The organism is Streptomyces sp. NPDC021562 (assembly GCF_040640875.1).
In the GTDB taxonomy this organism is placed as follows: Bacteria; Actinomycetota; Actinomycetes; order Streptomycetales; family Streptomycetaceae; genus Streptomyces.
Window position 1 is genome coordinate 304,364 of sequence record NZ_JBFACN010000009.1, and the last position, 18,440, is coordinate 322,803.

The 18,440-nt window shown below is 70.8% G+C and carries 18 protein-coding genes, 1 pseudogene and 1 riboswitch; of the genes and pseudogenes, 14 read left to right on the top strand and 5 right to left on the bottom strand.

The window, feature by feature from the left end:
* Positions 1-15: 15 nt before the first annotated feature.
* From AB0G52_RS16960 to AB0G52_RS16970, 3 genes are read left to right on the top strand one after another with little or no spacing between them, the layout of a single operon-like run.
* The gene (locus AB0G52_RS16960; RefSeq protein ID WP_132888091.1) at positions 16-390 is read left to right on the top strand and encodes a metalloregulator ArsR/SmtB family transcription factor; all 375 of its coding nucleotides are present in this window, start codon (positions 16-18) and stop codon (positions 388-390) included.
* Positions 387-1,121, top strand: a complete 735-nt coding sequence (locus tag AB0G52_RS16965; RefSeq protein WP_132888092.1) for an aquaporin — start codon at positions 387-389, stop codon at positions 1,119-1,121. Before AB0G52_RS16960 ends, AB0G52_RS16965 begins: the two co-directional genes overlap by 4 nt.
* A 31-nt stretch (positions 1,122-1,152) precedes the next feature.
* Positions 1,153-1,569, top strand: coding sequence for an arsenate reductase ArsC (locus tag AB0G52_RS16970; RefSeq protein WP_361337085.1), 417 nt, complete (start codon positions 1,153-1,155; stop codon positions 1,567-1,569).
* A 156-nt stretch (positions 1,570-1,725) separates the two neighbouring features.
* Here the strand turns inward: AB0G52_RS16970 and AB0G52_RS16975 are convergent, their stop codons facing one another.
* The gene (locus tag AB0G52_RS16975; protein ID WP_361337087.1) at positions 1,726-2,388 is read right to left on the bottom strand and encodes a helix-turn-helix domain-containing protein; all 663 of its coding nucleotides are present in this window, start codon (positions 2,386-2,388) and stop codon (positions 1,726-1,728) included.
* 141 nt (positions 2,389-2,529) lie between these two features.
* On the opposite strand from AB0G52_RS16975, the gene AB0G52_RS16980 reads away from it, so the two are divergent.
* Together AB0G52_RS16980 and AB0G52_RS16985 are read left to right on the top strand one after the other, a co-directional pair.
* On the top strand, positions 2,530-3,519 hold the full coding sequence (locus AB0G52_RS16980; protein ID WP_132888095.1) for an alpha/beta hydrolase: 990 nt from the start codon (positions 2,530-2,532) through the stop codon (positions 3,517-3,519).
* Between the two features lie 269 nt (positions 3,520-3,788).
* Entirely contained in the window at positions 3,789-4,187 is a 399-nt protein-coding gene (locus tag AB0G52_RS16985) for a hypothetical protein (RefSeq protein WP_361337089.1), read from the top strand.
* On the opposite strand, the gene AB0G52_RS16990 is transcribed toward AB0G52_RS16985, so the two are convergent.
* Entirely contained in the window at positions 4,150-5,349 is a 1,200-nt protein-coding gene (locus tag AB0G52_RS16990; RefSeq protein WP_361337116.1) for an MFS transporter, read from the bottom strand. The two genes, AB0G52_RS16985 and AB0G52_RS16990, sit on opposite strands and share 38 nt — an antisense overlap.
* A gap of 471 nt (positions 5,350-5,820) precedes the next feature.
* Here AB0G52_RS16990 and AB0G52_RS16995 point away from each other — a divergent pair.
* The 9 genes and pseudogenes from AB0G52_RS16995 to AB0G52_RS17035 form a co-directional block, all read left to right on the top strand.
* Positions 5,821-5,961: pseudogene (locus AB0G52_RS16995) on the top strand (short-chain fatty acyl-CoA regulator family protein); the annotation flags it as partial.
* A gap of 14 nt (positions 5,962-5,975) precedes the next feature.
* Positions 5,976-6,153, top strand: a riboswitch (cobalamin riboswitch).
* Positions 6,154-6,206: 53 nt separating this feature from the next.
* The gene (locus AB0G52_RS17000; protein ID WP_361337091.1) at positions 6,207-7,241 is read left to right on the top strand and encodes an ABC transporter substrate-binding protein; all 1,035 of its coding nucleotides are present in this window, start codon (positions 6,207-6,209) and stop codon (positions 7,239-7,241) included.
* A 52-nt stretch (positions 7,242-7,293) separates the two neighbouring features.
* A complete protein-coding gene (locus AB0G52_RS17005; protein ID WP_361337118.1) occupies positions 7,294-8,250 on the top strand; it encodes an iron chelate uptake ABC transporter family permease subunit in 957 nt (318 codons plus the stop codon).
* Positions 8,247-9,068: an ABC transporter ATP-binding protein gene (locus AB0G52_RS17010; protein WP_361337093.1), complete on the top strand. Its 822-nt coding sequence runs from the start codon at positions 8,247-8,249 to the stop codon at positions 9,066-9,068. The genes AB0G52_RS17005 and AB0G52_RS17010 overlap by 4 nt, the downstream gene beginning before the upstream one ends.
* Positions 9,049-9,438, top strand: coding sequence for a (2Fe-2S) ferredoxin domain-containing protein (locus AB0G52_RS17015; RefSeq protein WP_361337095.1), 390 nt, complete (start codon positions 9,049-9,051; stop codon positions 9,436-9,438). Before AB0G52_RS17010 ends, AB0G52_RS17015 begins: the two co-directional genes overlap by 20 nt.
* 496 nt (positions 9,439-9,934) lie before the next feature.
* A complete protein-coding gene (locus tag AB0G52_RS17020) occupies positions 9,935-12,691 on the top strand; it encodes a multifunctional oxoglutarate decarboxylase/oxoglutarate dehydrogenase thiamine pyrophosphate-binding subunit/dihydrolipoyllysine-residue succinyltransferase subunit (RefSeq protein WP_361337097.1) in 2,757 nt (918 codons plus the stop codon).
* Between the two features lie 98 nt (positions 12,692-12,789).
* Complete coding sequence (locus AB0G52_RS17025) at positions 12,790-14,277, top strand: DUF488 family protein (protein WP_361337099.1); 1,488 nt, start codon at positions 12,790-12,792, stop codon at positions 14,275-14,277.
* Between the two features lie 114 nt (positions 14,278-14,391).
* Positions 14,392-15,408, top strand: coding sequence for a GlxA family transcriptional regulator (locus AB0G52_RS17030; RefSeq protein ID WP_361337101.1), 1,017 nt, complete (start codon positions 14,392-14,394; stop codon positions 15,406-15,408).
* A gap of 102 nt (positions 15,409-15,510) precedes the next feature.
* Positions 15,511-15,921: an ester cyclase gene (locus AB0G52_RS17035; RefSeq protein ID WP_132888104.1), complete on the top strand. Its 411-nt coding sequence runs from the start codon at positions 15,511-15,513 to the stop codon at positions 15,919-15,921.
* Between the two features lie 67 nt (positions 15,922-15,988).
* On the opposite strand, the gene AB0G52_RS17040 is transcribed toward AB0G52_RS17035, so the two are convergent.
* Genes AB0G52_RS17040 through AB0G52_RS17050 form a run of 3 tightly spaced genes read right to left on the bottom strand, consistent with a single transcriptional unit; the run spans position 15,989 to position 18,008 of the window.
* Complete coding sequence (locus AB0G52_RS17040) at positions 15,989-16,441, bottom strand: DUF6884 domain-containing protein (RefSeq protein ID WP_361337102.1); 453 nt, start codon at positions 16,439-16,441, stop codon at positions 15,989-15,991.
* Positions 16,438-16,848, bottom strand: coding sequence for a MarR family winged helix-turn-helix transcriptional regulator (locus tag AB0G52_RS17045; protein WP_361337104.1), 411 nt, complete (start codon positions 16,846-16,848; stop codon positions 16,438-16,440). The genes AB0G52_RS17040 and AB0G52_RS17045 overlap by 4 nt, the downstream gene beginning before the upstream one ends.
* The gene (locus AB0G52_RS17050; RefSeq protein WP_361337106.1) at positions 16,848-18,008 is read right to left on the bottom strand and encodes a TDT family transporter; all 1,161 of its coding nucleotides are present in this window, start codon (positions 18,006-18,008) and stop codon (positions 16,848-16,850) included. The genes AB0G52_RS17045 and AB0G52_RS17050 overlap by 1 nt, the downstream gene beginning before the upstream one ends.
* Positions 18,009-18,440: the final 432 nt, after the last annotated feature.

An 18,440-nucleotide genomic window follows, 5' to 3' on the forward strand; every position in this document is an offset into this window, starting at 1 on the left:
CGTCAACATAGACGCATGTCGAAACAAGAGCTTGAGGTGATCGGCCAGGACGCCGCCTGCTGCCCTGGCCTGTCCGCCGCACCCCTGGACGAGAACCAGGCCGCTGACCTGGCGAAGGTCTTCAAGGCCCTGGGCGACCCGGTCCGGCTGCGGCTGATGTCGATGATCGCCTCCCGCGGCCAGGGCGGAGAGGTCTGCGTGTGTGAGCTGACCCCGGCCTTCGACCTGTCCCAGCCGACGATCTCCCACCACCTCAAGCTCCTGCGCCAAGCCGGCCTGATCGACTGCGAGCGCCGCGGGACCTGGGTCTACTACTGGGTGCTGCCCGGCGTCCTGGACAAGCTCGCCGCGTTCCTGGCCACCACCCGGCCCGCCGGAGTCACCGCGTGAACGCCTCCCTCGGCCGCCGCGTCACCGCCGAGGCGATCGGCACCGGACTGCTGGTGACGGTGGTCGTCGGCTCCGGCATCCAGGCCACCGAGCTGTCGCACGACGTCGGCGTGCAACTGCTCGCCAACTCCCTCGCCACGGTCTTCGGCCTGGGCGTGCTCATCCTGCTGCTCGGGCCCGTGTCCGGCGCGCACTTCAACCCGGTGGTCACGCTCGCCGCCTGGTTCACCGGCCGTCGTGATCCGGACGGCCTGGCCCTGCGAGACGTCGCCGCGTACGTGCCCGCCCAGGTCACCGGCGCGATCGGCGGCGCGCTCCTGGCCGACGCGATGTTCGCCGAGCCCCTGGTCAAGTTCTCCACCCACGACCGGTCCGCCGGCCACTTGCTGCTGGCCGAGGTCGTCGCGACTTCCGGGCTGATCCTGCTGATCTTCGGCCTCAGCCGGATCGGCCGCGCCTCACTCGCCCCGGCCGCGGTGGCCGCCTACATCGGGGCCGCATACTGGTTCACCTCCTCCACCTCCTTCGCGAACCCGGCGGTGACCATCGGCCGGACGTTCACCGACACCTTCGCCGGCATCGCCCCTGCCTCCCTCGCCCCGTTCATCGCGGCCCAACTGCTCGGAGCCGGACTCGGGCTGGGGGCCGTCGCCGCGGTCTACGGCCGTCCCGCGCCCGTCCCGGACGAGGTCGTCGTCCCGCACGGCGAACCAGAACCCGCCGTCTCCTGACCGATCCGTCCTCCCGAGAAAGCCCCTGCTCATGAGCTCTTCCACGACGCCGCGTCCGTCGGTGCTGTTCGTCTGCGTCCACAACGCCGGCCGCTCCCAGATGGCCGCCGCATTCCTCACCCGCCTCGCGGGCGACCGCATCGAGGTCCGCTCCGCGGGCTCGGCTCCCGCGGACACCGTCAACCCGGCCGTCGTGGAGGCGATGAAGGAGGTCGGCGTCGACATCTCCGCCGAGACCCCGAAGATCCTCACGGTGGCGGCCGTCCAGGCGTCCGACGTCGTGATCACCATGGGGTGCGGCGACACCTGCCCCGTCTTCCCCGGCAAGCGATACCTCGACTGGCAGCTCGACGACCCGGCCGGGCAGGGCGTTGACGCCGTACGCCCCATCCGCGACGCCATCGAGACCCGCGTCCGGGTGCTGGTCTCGGAAGTGGCGCCCGACTGACGGCCGGGACACTCGCGCTGGTTCAGGGCCCTGATCAGCTGCCGGTCGGCTTCCCGCGCTCAGTGCGCCGGAGGCGGGCAGCAAGCTTTACCCGGCTGCTGACCGCCGGCAGGGGCCCGGGGACCCGTCAGCCGCCGTCGGAACGGCTTCCGGATCCTACGGCTGCGCTTCGCGGCCGGCCCGGGCGCGATCCGGTTGGCGGTTCCCGCGGCCGACTGCCGGAGAGGTGCGCAGCCGTAGGCGCTCGCCCTGGGGCCCGAACATGATCAGGTACTCAACAGGCCCGCCGGAGCCGGCGTTCACCACCCCGTGCGGGGTGCGGGTGTCGAACTCGGCAACGTCCCCGGCAGTCAGGACGAGGTCTTGGTCTCCGAGCGCGAGCCACAGCCGCCCGTACAGGACGCACAGCCACTCGTAGCCCTCGTGGGAGACCTGCCGCGGCCGCGCGGGCGGACCCTCGACAGCGGGCAGGACGTGCTTGTGGGCGTGCAGGCCGCCGACGTACCGGGTCAACGGCAGCACCGCCTTGTCATCCCCGAAGCTCAGCGGCGCCGAAGCGCGCGGCTCGGCGGCGGGGGCGGGCGCGGGGGCGGGCGCGGTGCCGGCCAGTTCGTCCAGGGAGACGCCGTACTCCTTCGACAGCCGGAGCAGCACCTCCAGGGTGGGCTTGCGCCGGCCGGTCTCGATCCGGGACAGCGTGCTGGTCGAGATGCCGGTCGCGCAGCTGACACCGGCGAGCGTCGCGCTGCGGTGCTCGCGCGCGGCCCGCAACCGGGCCCCCATCGCTGCCGGCGTGCCGCCCACGTCGTCGACTGCCACCTTTCCCGCTCCTTCTCGCCGTGCCGCTCCACCCCTCTGTCCTGCGAGTTTGCCAGGCGGGCAAGGCTGATGGCGTCGAGCGGGTGCCGCGCCGCATGATCGACGGGTAGCCGCGTCCGCCCGTGAACCGAGGAGAAGCCCATGCCGCCCGAGCCGACCGCCGAGCTCCGCCACCGCACCGTCGAGGCCCCGGCCGGGCGCCTGCACCTGGTCGAGCAGGGCACCGGCCCGCTGGTCCTGCTAGTCCACGGCTTCCCCGAGTCCTGGTACTCCTGGCGCCGCCAGCTCCCCGCTCTCGCCGCGGCGGGCTACCGGGCGGTGGCGATCGATGTGCGCGGCTACGGCCGTTCCTCCAAACCGGAGGCGACCGACGCCTACCGCATGCTCGACCTGGTGGAGGACAACGTTGCCGTCGTGCGTGCCCTCGGCGAGGAGGACGCGGTGGTCGTCGGCCACGACTGGGGCGCCGGCATCGCCTCCACCTCCGCCCTGCTCCACCCCGAGGTCTTCCGTGCCGTCGGCCTGCTGAGCGTCCCCTACGCGCCGCCCGGCGGCCCCCGCCCGACCGACGTCTTCGGCCAGATCGGCAGTCCCGACCAGGAGTTCTACGTCTCCTACTTTCAGCAGCCCGGCCGCGCCGAGGCGGAGATCGAGCCCGACGTCCGAGGCTGGCTCGCGGGCTTCTACGCGGCCCTGTCCGCCGACACCATGCCCGCCCCGGGCGAGCCCGACCCCCACTTCGTTGCCCGCGCCGGCGGCCGGCTGCGCGACCGCTTCCCCACAGGGGTCCTCCCGGCCTGGCTGGGCGAGGACGACCTCGACGTCTACGCGGGGGAGTTCGAGCGCACCGGCCTGACCGGCGCCCTCAACCGCTACCGCACCATGGACCGCGACTGGGAAGAACTCGCCCCGCACCGCGGAGCCCCGGTCAAGCAGCCGTCCCTGTTCATCGGCGGCGCCCTGGACGCCTCCACCACGTGGATGTCCGACGCCATCGACGCCTACCCCACCACCCTCCCCGGCCTGTCGGCCTCCCACATCCTGGACGCCTGCGGCCACTGGATCCAGCAGGAGCGCCCCGACGAGGTCAACCACCTGCTGACCGACTGGCTCGCCACCCTCCGGGGCTGAACCAGGCGGGACACCTGAGCTGCTTGGCGGTTCCTTAAGCGTCGCCACTGGTCCACTTTTCAGCCGTCGCCGACACGGCTCTGGGCGCCGGCCCGGCCACTGCGTCCGCTGGAACCCGCTGAGGACTCTTCTCCGACCGGCACTGAGTCCGGTTCCTTGCCGACGAGACGCCGGCGTCGCACGCTGCCTGAAGTCGGCGGCGCCGGTTCTCTGTCCGTAGGCGAAGGAGCGGGTATGTACTGGAGGCTTGCCGCATCGAGGGGGGGAACATGCCGAGCACGCCGGAACCAGGAGCGTCCGAGTCGGCGGACGAGGAGGAGCCCTGGCTGACGGGTCACCAGGTCGCCAAGGTCTGGCCGGTGCGGGCCCACTATCTACCGAACGTCGCTCACCGTGCGGATGTCCGCGTCCGCACGTTCGGCGGGGAGAGCCGGGGCACCTACGGGGCTGCGCCGACCTACCACAGATATCACCCGGGGGACGTCCGGCGGGCCGCAGTGGCCATCGCCGAAGGTCGCGTCGGCATCCCGTCGAAGTGGCGCACCGACACTCCGAAAGGTCGGCGGGCTGAGTACTGGGAAGGGTTCGCGTTCAGTCTCGCCTGCTCGGTCTGGCTGGCCGCTGGCCTCCTCATGGTGGGTCTGCTGATCTACGCACTGGTGTCCTGAGCTCTGAGCCGGAGGGCAGTGAATCCGAGTCGGTCGAGCGGGAGCGTTGGAGTGGGCTCGCAGGGCGCAGCCGACCGCCGAGTAGTACTGCGCAGGCCCCGACGGTCAGCAGCCCGCCGGTGAGGAAGACGCCTCGCACGTCGGCGAGCGACAGGACCAGTGCTCCGATTGCTGCGCCGGCCGCGATGCCGGCGTTGTAGGCGCCGGAGTTCGCCGCGAGGGCGACGTCCGTTCGGCCCGGCGCGCAGTGCAGCATCTCGTTCTGGGTGACCATGAACACCGGCCCGAGCGCTCCGCCCATCAGGACCAGGAACATCACCGCCGCCACCGGATGAGTGCCGACCGCGTACAAGCCGAGCATGCCCACCGCCTGTGTGACTACGGCCGTGGGCAGCACGGACCGCGGGAAGCGGTCCAGCAGTGCCCCGGTGATGCTCACCCCGGCCAGACAGGCGACACCGAAAACCACGAGCAGGACGCTGACCGCGTTCGGGAAGAACCCGCTCACGCCGCCCAGGAACTTCACGATGTACGTGTATCCGGTGAACGCCCCGGTGGCGGAGAGGGTCCCGGTCGTCAGCACTGTCCCGAACCGCCGGACGTCGGGACTGCTTGCGTAGGCGGCGGGTTCTTCTTCCGGACGCGAGGTCGGCAGCAGAACGGCGATCGTCACCAGGGAGACGCCCGCCAGAGCCGCCAGCATGGCGACGGGCACCTGCCAGTCGCTCTGTCGGCCCAGCCAGGTCCCGGCGGGAACACCGAGCACGAGGGCGAGAGAACCTGCGACGGACAGCGCACCGACGACACGCCCGCGGACCTCGGGCGGGAAAAGGCCCACCGCGACCGGCCCCATCACGGCCCAGAACAAGGCCTGGGCGAGCGCGGTCAGCAGCCGCGCCACGAGCAACAGCCAGTAGGAGGAGGCCAGGGCCGCGATCAGGCTGGACACGACAAGCACGGTCAGTAGCACTGTGAGCACATGGCGCCGCGGCATGGCGCGCGTGACGTGGACGAGCGGCAGAGAAGCGAGAGCCACCGTCACGCCGTAGCCGGTGACCAGGAGACCGACCGCTGACACTGACACCCGAAGGCTTCCGGAGATGAGCTCCAGCAGACCGATCGGCAGGTTCTCCGCTGTGTTGAAGGTGAAGGCGGCCAGCATCAGGGCCACAAGCACCGCCGACCTGTGCCGTGGCTCCGGTTGCCGCATGCCCCGATGGGCCGTTCCCGCCGTCGCCCGTCGCTCCTGTTCCGTGGCGCCTTCCATGGAGTTAGCTCACCGGCGCGCCGGCCCCGTCGCAACCGAATTCACCTGCCGCAGTGGCACTCAAAAGATCAAACATGGTTCCGGGACCGTTCGGCACGGGTTCGAGAGCGCGCTCCTGGATCACCGACCCTACGGAGTGTGCCGGTGGCCAGGACGCCGGGCTCGGACTGCCGGCGCAGGTGCTCGCCCGCCCTGAACGGCGCGCACCACGAGGTGCACGGCCTGCTGCTGCGGCGCAGCCTCAGGGCGATGGCGGGCCCGCTGCCATGCGCGGCCCGGAAGCTCCCGGGCCCACCGTGGGGATGTTGCAGGATGTTGCGGCCGTTCACGACACCGGCGACCAGGCGTTTGCCGGAGAACCCGCCGACCGCCGCCGGCACGGGCTGCCGGGTCTGCGTACGCCTCGACTGGCCCCAGCGGGGCGCACCACCGCTCGGGCAGTCCCTGCGCATCGACCAGGACACCAGCACCTTCGTGCCGTACCCCGTGACCGAGCGCACCATCTGACCGTACGGCGGACTTGATAGCCTCGTCGGGCCAGTCGAGCCACACCCGAGGCCAGGGAATCCGGTGCGAATCCGGAACTGACGCGCAGCGGTGAGGGGGACGGGCGGGGCACGCGAGCCACTGGGAGACCGGGAAGGCGCCCCGGCCGGACGAACCCGAGTCCGAAGACCTGCTGGCACCTCCTCGCCCCGGCGTGGGGGACACCTGTAGGCCAGGCTCCGCGTACGAGCCCCGACCCCAGAGGCATGCCCGTGCTCCGCACTCCTGCTCTCCTCCTCGCCTCCGTCCTGCTGCTCACCGCCTGCGGTTCCTCCGGCGCGGAGGACGTGAAGCCGGAGATGACCTCCGCCGCCGGCTACCCGGTGACCTTCGACAACTGCGGCCACAAGGTCATTGTGAAGTCCGCCCCGAAGCGGGCCGTCTCCCTCAACCAGGGCACCACCGAGATCCTGCTCTCCCTCGGTCTCGCCGACCGCATGGCCGGTACGGCGACCTGGACCGACCCGGTGCTGAAGGGCCTGGAGAAGGCCAACGCGTCCGTGCCCCGGCTCGCCGACAACAACCCTTCCTTCGAGAAGGTTTTGGACGCCGAACCCGACTTCGTCACCGCCTCGTTCGTCTCCACCCTCGGCAAGGGCGGCGTCGCCACCCGCGAGCAGTTCGAGAAGCTCGGCGTGCCCACCTACGTCTCCCCGTCCGACTGCTCGGTCGGCAAGGACAACGACAGCGGTGGCGACGGCTCGCGCAGCACCCCGCTCACCCTTGACGCCGTGTACGGGGAAATACGCGATCTGGCCCGCGCGTTCGGCGTCAAGGAGCGCGGCGAGAGGCTGGTCGCCGGCCTGAAGAAGCGGGTGAGCACGGCCACCGCCGGACTGCATGCCTCGGACGTCTCCCTCATGTACTGGTTCGCCAACTCCCAGTCGCCCTACCTCGCCGGCTGCTGCGGTGCCCCCGGTGCCATCACCCGCGCGGTCGACGCGAAGAACGCCTTCGCCGACACCCGCGACGAATGGCCGCAGATCGGCTGGGAGACCGTCGCCGACCGCGACCCCGACGTCATCGTGATCGGCGACCTGACCCGCAGGCAGCAGACCGCGGAAACCGCCGAGGCCAAGATCCGCTTCCTGGAGACCGACCCGGCCACCCGGAACCTGACCGCGGTGAAGAAGAAGCGGTACGTCCTGCTGAGCGGGCAGGCGATGAACCCGTCCATCCGCACGATCGAGGGGATCGAGAAGGTCGCAGCCGGCCTGCGTGACTTCGGGTTCGCCAAGTGAGCGTCGCGCCCTGCTCTTGACGGGCGGGGGACTGGTCACGCTGCTCGTGTCGATGGGCGTGGCCGTGACGATCGGCCCCGCCGACATCTCCACCGGCGATGTCTGGGCGTCCGTCGCGGCCCATATCGGCCTGGGCGAGAGCACGTTGGCTCCGCTGCGGGACGGCATCGTGTGGAACCTGCGGATGCCGCGCACGCTGCTCGCCGCCGTCTGCGGGGCCGGGCTCGCGGTGTGCGGAGCGGTCATGCAGTCGTTGCTGCGCAACCCGCTCGCCGACCCCTTCGTGCTAGGGGTCTCCTCCGGCGCCTCCACGGGGGCGGTCGCCGTGGTCGTTCTCGGAGTGGGCGGGGCAGTGGTGCCCCTGTGGGCGGGCGCCTTCCTCGGCGCGTTGCTCTCCTTCGCCCTGGTGCTGCTGCTCAGCCACACCCTCGGCGGCAGCACCGACCGGGTCGTGTTGTCCGGGGTGGCTGCCATGCAGCTGTTCTCGGCGCTGACCTCGTTCATCGTCCTGACCTCGGCGGACGCCGAGACCACCCGGGGTGTGCTGTTCTGGCTGCTCGGCTCGCTCACCGGTGCCGACTGGGGACAGGTGCTGCTGTGCACGGCCGTACTTGCGGTGGTCATGGCCGTCTGCCTCGGCTATGCCCGCACCCTGGACGCCTTCGCCTTCGGTGACGAGGCTGCCGCCGGACTCGGGGTCCGGGTCGCCCGCACTCGCCTGGTCCTGCTCTGCGCCACCGCGCTGCTCACCGCCGCCCTCGTCAGCTGCGTGGGCGCGATCGGCTTCGTCGGCCTGGTCCTGCCGCACGCCACCCGCGCCCTGACCGGCTCCGGGCACGCCCGCCTGCTGCCGGTCACCGCACTGACCGGCGCCGTCTTCCTGGTCTGGGTGGACACCCTCGCCCGTACCGTCCTCGACCCCCAGGAGGTCCCCGTGGGCGTGGTGACGTCCCTCATCGGCGTACCGGCGTTCGTCGCCGTCCTCTACCGCGGACGGGGAAGAGCATGAGCAGCCTGAACGCGGACCGCGTCGTACGGCGCATCGGCGACAAGGTCGTCGTCGACGGTGTCACCCTCACCCTGCGCCCCGGTGAGACGGTCGGCCTGCTCGGCCCCAACGGCTCGGGGAAGTCCACGCTGCTCAGGCTGCTGGCCGGGATCCTCGCGCCCACAGCCGGCGTCGTGACCCTGGACGGGCACCCGCTCACCGAGGTCGGCCGCCGCGCCACCGCCCGCCGCATCGCCACCGTCAGCCAGCACGCCGACACACAGACCGAACTGACCGTCCGGGACGTCGTCGCCCTCGGCCGCATCCCGCACCGCCGCGCGTGGACACCCCCCTTGACGGCCGACGAGCAAGCCATCACCGAAGCCCTCGCACGCACCGGACTGGCCGACCGCTCCGGACAGTCCTGGCACACCCTGTCCGGCGGCGAACGCCAGCGCACCCAGATCGCCCGGGCCCTCGCCCAGGAACCCCGCGAACTCATCCTTGACGAACCCACCAACCACCTGGACATCCAGCACCAACTCGACCTGCTGGAGCTGATCGCCGGACTGCCGGTGACCACGGTGATCGCCTTGCACGATCTCAACCTTGCCGCGATGTACTGTGACCGCCTGCTCGTCCTGCGCGACGGCCGTGCGGTCACAGAAGGCACTCCCGTCGAGGTGCTCACCCCCGGCCTCATCGAGCGGGTCTACGGCGTCCGCGCCGAGGTCACCCACGGTCCGGGCCACCCTGTGATCCGTTTCCTGCGCCCGGCCGCCCGGGACGGATCTCGCCGGGAGAGGAGTGTGACGAGCGATGCCTCGACAGCGACCTGAGGAAGCAGGCCCGGAGCACGGCTCCGCCGAACCGGCGCCGTGCCGCGTCGTCGTCTGCCGGGACTGCTGTTGCGGAACCCCGAAAGTCACCGGTGTGGATCACGACCGTCAGCTCGCACGCCTGGCCGAGGAGGTGCCTGTCCGCGTCTCGGACTGCCTCGACGTGTGCGAACACGCCAACGTGATCGTCGTCCAGCCCTCCGCCGCAGCTCGCGCCGTCGGCGCCCGCCCGGTCTGGCTCGGCCTCGTCAATGATCCCGACGCCACTGACGACATCGCCGCTTGGGTACAGGCTGGCGGCCCCGGCATCGCTCCCAGCCCCGACATTCTCGATCTCTACGTCTTCACCCCGCCCCGCAGGGCGCAATGAGCCCGAAATCCGCCATGTGCAGGCGATGCGGGCATTCGGTGGAACGTGACTGTGAATGAAGCCGGCGCGGAAGGCGCTGCGCAGAGTGAGGCGGTCTCGTTCGTCGAGTCGGGCGTTTTTCCGAGCAACGGCTGAGGGATGTACAGGCCGGGATAGGGCAGGGCCGTGAAATTCCGGCTCAGCGCACTCTTCCCCGAGGTTTGAGTGGCGCCGGCGTGCGGACAGGAAGCCCTCGGATCAGGGCACGGGGTCGTCCGGCCGCATGCCGACAGGCGGCGGGGGCGTCCGGCGGATGTCCTGATGTGTGGTCGTTGTGGCCCGACCGGCAGTCCTGCCTGGTGCCCGCGGCGTCCTAGCGTCGAGAGTGCGACGCGGTTGAGGCGGTGACTCCGCACGGAATGCGGGGTGCTGGATCAGGGCACCGTCAGGCGGATGACCGGCCCCGACCGCGTCCGGCATCCGACGACTTCGCACAGGGAAGAAGGCGTTCTACGCCATGGCGTCGCAATCGGACACTGCTCGAGCGGTGTCTCAGGGACTGGATTTCGGGCTCAACGAATGGGTCGTGGACGAGCAGCGGCAGCGTTATCTCCATGATCCCGCCTCGGTCGACCAGACATGGAGGGATTTCTTCACCATCGCCGCGTCCTCGGTCACAGTGCCCTTCCCGAACCCTCCTGCCGGCCCGGGGAACCAGGACAGTGAGGCGGCGGCGCGCAAGGCCGTGCGGGTCGCGGCGCTCATCCACGCGTATCGCGTGCGCGGGCACCTGATGGCCGACACGGACCCGCTCACGTCGCGGGCCGCCGCCGCGCATCCGGAACTCGACATCGCCGCGTTCGGACTCCGCGACGCGGACCGGGCGGAGAACTTCGTGGTGGACGGATTCGCCGGACACGCCGCGATGACACTCGACGACGTACTCGGCGCCCTGCGGGAGTTCTACTGCCGCACCGCGGGATACGAGTACATGCACATCCAGGACTCCCGGGAACGCCGCTGGATCCAGCAGCGCGTCGAGTCACCGCAGCGCCGGCCAGACCGTGCCGAACAGCTGCGGATCCTCTATCGGTTGGGGGCCGCGGAGGCCTTCGAGACGTTCCTTCAGACCAAGTACGTGGGCCACAAGCGGTACTCGCTCGAAGGCGGTGAGTCGGCCGTCGTACTGCTCGATGCCCTGTTGCTCCGAGCCATCGAGCACGGGGTGGTCGAAGCCGTCGTCGGGATGGCGCACCGCGGTCGGCTCAACGTCCTGGCCAACATCATCGGCAAGTCCTACGCCCAGATCTTCAACGAGTTCGAGGATGCGGTGGACATCCGGTCGGTGCAGGGCTCGGGGGACGTGAAGTACCACCTGGGCGCGGAAGGTACCTACCGTTCCCTGGACGGTGGCACGATCGCCGTCTCGGTCGTGGCCAACCCCTCGCACCTGGAGATCGTCGGGCCGGTGGCGCAGGGAGTGGTGCGCGCGAAACAGGACCTGGTCTCCACCCCCGACGGGCCCTTCCGGGTACTGCCGGTCGTCGTTCACGGCGATGCGGCCTTCGCCGGCCAGGGTGTGGTCGCCGAGACCCTGAACATGTCCCAACTGCCCGGCTACCGCACGGGTGGGACGGTCCACCTGGTCGTCAACAACCAGGTGGGCTTCACCACGCTGCCCGCGGCCGGCCGTTCGAGCACGTACGCCACCGATGTGGCACGGATGGTGGAGGCCCCGATCTTCCACGTGAACGGCGACGACCCGGAGGCCGTCGACCGGGTCGCGCGGCTGGCCTTCGACTACCGCCAGACGTTCCACAAGGACGTGGTGGTCGATCTGGTCTGCTACCGGCGCCACGGGCACAGCGAGGTCGACGACCCGTCCATCACGCAGCCGGTGATGTACGACCGCATCGACGCCAAGCCTTCGGTGCGTACGTCGTACGCGGAGTCCCTGGTGGCCCGTGGGGACATCGACGAGCGGCAGGTGGCGGGTGCCCGCCGCAACTACCAGGACCATCTTGAGAGGGCTTTCGCAGAGACCCGGGTGCTGCCCGCTCCCGCCCGAGGCGTTCCCGGCACCGGTGCCGGACGAGGGGCTGCCCCGCGCGAAGCCCGCCGGACGGTGACCGCGATCGACGAGGAGACCGCACGGCGGGTCATCGCCACGCAGGCCGAGCTGCCGCAGGGCTTCACCGTGCACCCGCGGGTGGGGCCCCAGCTGCACCGGCGTGCGGCCATGCTCGACACCGGCGCGGTCGACTGGGCCACCGCGGAAACTCTGGCGATCGGTTCCCTGCTGCTGGAGGGCTGCCCGGTCCGGCTGGCCGGGCAGGACTCGCGGCGCGGCACCTTCGGCCAGCGCCATGCCGTACTGACCGACCGGCTCACCGGCACGGAGCACACGCCACTGAGCACCCTGGGCCCGCGGGCCGCGCGCTTCACACCGTACGACTCGATGCTGTCCGAACTGGCGGCACTGGCCTTCGAGTACGGCTACGCACTGGCCCGCCCCGAGGGGCTGGTGCTGTGGGAGGCCCAGTTCGGGGATTTCGTCAACGGCGCGCAGACGGTCGTCGACGAGTACATCGCCTCGTCCGAGGGGAAGTGGGGACAGCGCTCCGCGGTGACGCTGCTGCTGCCCCACGGCCTGGAGGGGCAGGGGCCGGACCACTCCTCGGCCAGGATCGAGCGCTTCCTGCAGTTGTGCGCGCAGGGCAACATGACCGTGGCTGTGCCCTCCCTGCCGGGCAACTACTTCCATCTGCTCAGGCAGCAGGCGCTGGGTGGCCCCGGACGGCCGTTGGTGGTCTTCACCCCGAAGTCGATGTTGCGGTCGAAGGCGGCCACCTCCGCCGTGTCCGAGTTCACGCAGGGAGGCTTCCGCCCGATCCTGCCGGATGACACGCGTGACCCCGGCCTGGTCACGCGCGTGCTGCTGTGTTCGGGCAAGGTCTTCTACGACCTCGACGCCCACCGGCGGGCCTCGGGCTCGGCGGACACGGCGATCGTCCGCGTGGAGCGCCTCTACCCGTTCCCCCAGGAGGAACTCACGGCGGAACTGGCGCGCTTCCCTGCGACGGCTGACGTGCGGTGGGTGCAGGAGGAGCCGGAGAACCAGGGCGCGTGGTCCTTCGTCACGCCGCGCCTGCACCGGCTGGCCGGACGCCCCGTGGACTGTGTCAGCAGGCCCGAGGCGCCCGCCCCCGCGGTCGGCTCCGCTCGCCGGCACGCCCTGGAGCAGGAGGCCCTCGTGACATCGGCCTTCCGGTGAGCGGCGGTTCGTGCGGTGGGCGCCGGCAGCTCCGCGCATCCGCCCACCGCACCGCGGTATCGAGGAGGGGCAGCGGCACGAGCCTGCTGGCGCGCATCATGGCCAAGCAGATCACCTGCCGCAGCATCTATGAGCAGGCGCCTTCCGAGGACGGACAGGTCGGCGAACGGGTTCTCGTCGACCGGGTCTGGCCGGAGGGCATACGCCGGCAAGGCGCGCCTCTCGACGCATGGTTGCGCGAAGTCGCCCCGTCCGCCGAACTGCAGCGCTGGTACGGCCACAACCCCCTGCGGTTCGACGAATTCCGCCGCCGCTACCTCACCGAACTGGACGATCAAGAGCATCGGCAGGCGGCCGCCCGACTGCGGGATCTGGCCGAACACGGCAGCCTTACCCTGCTGAGTGCCACCCAGGACATGGACCGCAGCCACACCGCCGTCCTCGCCGAATGGCTTGCCGGCGACGACCTCCCTCCCGGGCCCCGGCCGCACGGACACCGCGCCGTCGTCTCCGCCGCGGTGGCCGACCTCAACGCGGGAGCGCTCGCGTTCGTCATGGGTACCGGCATCGTCTCCACGGCCCTGTACGTCAACAGCGCCGGCACCGCCTCCGCCGTACTGCTCTGGACAGCCCTGGCCGGGTTCGCCGTGCTGGTACCGGCCTATGGCTGGCGGCTGCTGCGCCACCGGCAGCGGTTCGTCGGGGACCTCGTCGCGCCGCGCGCCTTCACCTTCCTCACCCTCGCCATTTCGTCCAACGTGCTGGCCGCGCGCCTCGTGCCGGACGGCCACACCGCGGTGGCCGGGGCGTTCTTGGCGTTCGGGGTGCTCGGGTGGCTGCTGCTGGACTACGGCATTCCGCTGGCGCTCATCACCACCCTGAAGCGGAGCCCGTCGTTCGACCAGGTGAACGGCACGTGGTTCCTGTGGGCGGTGGGATCGGAGTCGGTGGCGGTTGCCGCGGCCGCGCTGGCCGGGGCGACCCAGGGCCACGTCCTGCCGACGCTGGCGGTGGTGTGCTGGTCCGTCGGATTGCTGCAGTACCTGCTGACCGCCGCGATGGTGCTGGCCAGGCTGCTGGCCCGGCCGGTGCAGGCGGAGGGCCTCATGACGTCCGTCTGGATCTTCATGGGGGCGGCGGCGATCTGCGTGCTCGCCGGAGTACGGCTGAGTTCCCTTCCGCCGGGCAGCCTGCTGCTCGCGCGTCCGGCGGTCGTCGGTTCGTCCGTCGTCCTGTGGGCGTTCTCCAGCTGGCTGATCCCGCTGCTGCTGGCTCTGGGCGTATGGCGGCACGTCCTGCGCCGGATCCCCCTGCGCTACGACCTCGGCTGGTGGAACCTCGTCTTCCCGATGGGCATGTACGCGGTCACCACGCACGAACTGGGACGCGTGACCGGTACGTCGTGGATGACGACCATGGGCCGCTGGGGAGGGTGGGTCGCCGCGGTGGTCTGGGCCGTTGTCTTCGCGGCGATGGCAGCCGCCAAGCTCCGCTCCCGCCCCGGATCACCGGCGGTGGGTGCGAAGGGCGGGGGGTCGCCGGCCGGCCGGCAGCGGCCGGGGCCCGACGGTGAGCAGCGCCCCTGACCCCCTCGTGCCGGGACATGGCTTCTGAGTCACACCGGGCCGACATGGGTTCGATAATCAAACTCACTCGGGCTATGGTGGACGGTGTCCAACCGGTCGGAAGTGAGGCGCACTATGAAGGGCAGGCCCTCGGGCGGGAAACCGCTGCTGGTGACCGTGCTGGTCTTTCCGGGTGTGCGCCTGCTCGACGTCACGGGCCCGATCGAGGTGTTCGCATCGGCCAACGACTTCGGCGGCCGTTACCGCGTCCGCACGGTCTCCCCGGACGGCGCAGACGTGGTCACCGCAGCAGGCACCGGACTCACCGTCGACCTTGCAGCCGGACAGGTCCCGAACGCCAGTGACGTGGTCGTCATCCCCGGCGGCCCCGAATGGCCCTCCCTTGTCAAGGACGACGCGCTGCTCGACGCGGTACGGGCCCTCGACGCACGCAGTCGCCGCACCTCGTCGATCTGCACAGGCGCCTTCCTCCTCGCCGCGGCCGGGCTCCTCGACGGACGCACGGCAACCACGCACTGGCGCTTCGCCGACCAGCTCGCCCTGCGCTACCCCCGAGTCACCGTGGACGCCGACCCCCTGTTCGTCCGCGACGGCCACATCATGACGTCCGCGGGAGTCACTTCGGGCATCGATCTGTCGCTTGCCCTGGTCGAAGAACACCTCGGCGCAGATACCGCCCGCGCGGTGGCCAAGGACATGGTCGTGTTCATGCAGCGACCGGGGGGCCAGTCGCAGTTCAGCGTCCGCACGCGCACCCCGCACGCCAGGCAGGAGATGCTGCGCCGGGTCCTGGACGCGGTCGCCGAGGACCCGGCCGCCAACCACACCGTGGCGGCCATGGCACGTCGAGCTGGTGTGAGTACCCGTCATGTGACGCGCCTGTTCCACGAGGAGATGGCCACGACCCCTGCCCGCTATGTCGAGCAGATCCGCATGGAGGCCGCCCAGGCGATGCTGGAAGGCGGCGACGACCCCATGGCCACGGTGGCCCACCGCACCGGCTTCGGCTCGCCGGAGTCGCTGCGCCGGGCCTTCACGCGCAACCTCGGCATCACGCCGGGCGCCTACCGGGCACGCTTCCGCACCACGGACGCCGCACGCGGTGGTCCGCCTGCGGTCCAGACGTGCTGAGGGCGTGCGGGCGAGGTACGGTCGAGGTACGGCAACGCGGACCGGACTCCGGCAGCCGACGGACAGGTCAGTGGGCAGGGCAACACGTACGCGGGAGCGCCCATGGCTCGGCAGGCAAACATCGCCGCACAGACTGCCTTCGCAGAGGCCGTCGTCACCGGCAATCTCGACGCCCTGGACGACATCGTCGCTCCCCACGCGATCGATCATGATCCCGCCCCGGGCCAGGGGCCGGGGCCCGACGGGTACAAGGACATGTTCGCCCAGTTGCGGGCGGCCTTCCCCGATCTGCACGTCCAGGTGGAGCACTTGGTGGCCACTGACGACGAGCTTGCCTTCGCCTACGTCATCACCGGGACGCATCTGGGACCGTTGATGGGACAAGCAGCGACCGGCAGGAAGGTGAGCTACCGCGGCATGCAGATCAGCCGCTTCGACGGCGAAGGACACCTCGTCGAACGCTGGGGCAGCAGTGACGAACTCGGCATGCTGCACCAACTCGGTCTCGTCTAGGGGTTCTTGACAGAGGCGTCGGACGTCTCGGTGGGTGATCGGGCGGGTGGCGAGGCCGAGGAGGGCTTCACGGCCTCTCAGCGTGTCCGTCGCGTATCGCTGCGAGACGGGCCATTTGCTCACCCATGCCGCGCGTCCCGGCCAGCGGTGTGCGGGCGTGCGGCCAGACGGCGTGGACCAGGGCCGTGTGGCGCGCGCCGCCCAGGGTGACGACCGGGTCGAGGTGCACCATGCCACGCTCGGCCGCCTGTTCCAGGAGGCGCTCGGCCGTTGCCGCACCGGCCGCACCATGGGGTGTGTCGTAGGGCTCGATGATGTCGTCGAGGTCCAGAAGGCCGTAGCCCGCGGAGAGGATCAGCAGACGTTCGGGCCGCAGCGCTTCGGCTGCCCTTCGGCACGCACGGTGGTACGAGCCGATGTACATGTCCGCCGCTCGCGCGGGCCGTCCCAGTTTGCGGCTGCCGCAGGGGATGACAACGAGTTCCGGCTGGAGACAGCCGGCCTGGTCGTTCGTGGTCACGGCCGTTCTCCTGGCTGCTCGTGAGCGGTGTTCAGGCCGGGTACCAGGTGTCGGCGCACCACCATGTGCGCGATCCTTTCGGCGTCGGTGAATCTGGTACGTCCGGCGTCGGTCAGCGTGACCTTGACCGTCCTGCGGTCTCGAGCACAGCGATCACGCTCGATCAGACCTGCCGCCTGCAGGCCTCTGAGGAGGTAGGACATCCGGTCCCCCGATTCGCCGAGAAACGCCGTCAGTCGCGCATGGGGAAGGGACTCGCCCGCGGCTTCCGCGAGAGCACCGAGGACGAGGTAGCCGTGGAGCGACAGACCGTGCTGTTCCCGCAGCTCGCCGTGCAGGAGGCCCAAGGCCCAGAGAATTCGACGGGGCTGCCGGGGGGTGATGTCCGGCGGATCGCAGTCAGCCATCACGCGACCTGGGACGCAGTGACGGCTTCCCGAGCCTCGTCTGGTGCTTCGGGGTCCGCGGGGCCCGGTGGCCGGCCCGTGTTCCCGGCGGCGTGGCGCAGTGAGTGCCAGACAACCACCGCCCAGCCGGCGACGAGCAGGGTGTAGAGGGCGACGGCGGTCCAGATGAGCGGCTGTGAGCCGGTGCGGGTGGCGAGGGCGCTGGTCGCGGTGACATAGGCGCCGAGGGGGAAGATGAAGGACCACCAAGTGGGTGCGAAGGGCAGTCCCTTCCGGATCTCTCGTACGGTCAGCGCGGTGGCGAGGACCAGCCACAGCAGGGCGAAGCCCCACACACCAAGCCCGCCCAGGAGCGCCGCGACTGCGGTGCCCCGCACGTACGGCGCGGGCAGCGCGCCCGGCGCGGCTGTGGCCAGTGCACCCAGTGCGGTCACCGACTGGGCCAACGCCCCCACACCGATCCACACGGTGGGCACCACCGCACCCGTGGGCGCCTCATGGTGCACCAGGCGGCTGTACACCATGGCCAGCACCAGCAGTACCGTCACCGAGCCGAGCCCGAGCATGGCGTAGCAGCCCAGCAGCATCGCCGTCCGCGGTTGCCCCGCCGGTGCATGGGGGATGAGCAGGGCGCCCGTCGCGGCCGAGACCAGCGGCGGCACAACCGGCAGCAACCACCCGCCGAACGCCGCGTCCGGTGCGAAGCGGTGCCGGGTGACCATGAGGTACGGCACCGTGCAGGTGGTGGCAAGTCCGAGCACGGTTCCGAGTGACCACAGCACCCAGTCGACATCCAGCGCCGCCGACGCCCCGATCACGCGCCGGCCGAGCAGCAGAGCCCCGGCGCCGACGGTGAGCATCGCTATCGGAGGCGCCCCGAAGAACTGGGTCTGTATCGGATCTGCGGCGTGCACGCGCAGCGTTCCCTGCCGGACGTAGCGGACGGCCAGGACGACCAGCAGCAATGCAGCCGCCAACCAGATCAGCGTGGCCGCGTCCCGCAGCCCTGGGAACCGTCGCGGCAGGGTGGCTGCCGCGACGGCGACGATCCCGGTGCCCATGACGGCCGCAAACCAACTGGGTCCGAGCGGCGGACGCGCCCTCTTGCTCGCCTTCGCCTGCCGGACGACAGCTCGGGTAGTGCCGGAGTGGGGTTTCACGGCGTAGAACGCCTACTTTCCTCGTATCGGATCATCACCATGGGTGATCGGCCGACCGGTCGGACCACGCCCGGCAACGCGCGGGCGACGGCCGAGGCCGCCGGCCTGTTCGTCACGAAGGTATGGCGGCTTCCCACTCCCGCCACAGGACAGCGTGTGCCATGACAGCCTCACACCAGGACATGGCGGCGGCGCCGTAGTTGTCCTCCGGCGGTCCGGCCCAGGGGCGTGCACGGCTGCGGGTGCTTTCGTTCGGGGCCACGGACTGGCGTCGGTGGGCCGGTCGCCGTCTGCGCTCCGTACTGGCGTCGGCAAGGCCTTCCCGGGCGCGTCTGGACTAGGGCCTGTCTGACAATTCCCGTCGTCGCCCGGAGGGCGGCCTCGCGGCGTCAGGTGCGTGCTCTGGGGGTCCCCCCGGCCGAAGGCTGGGGG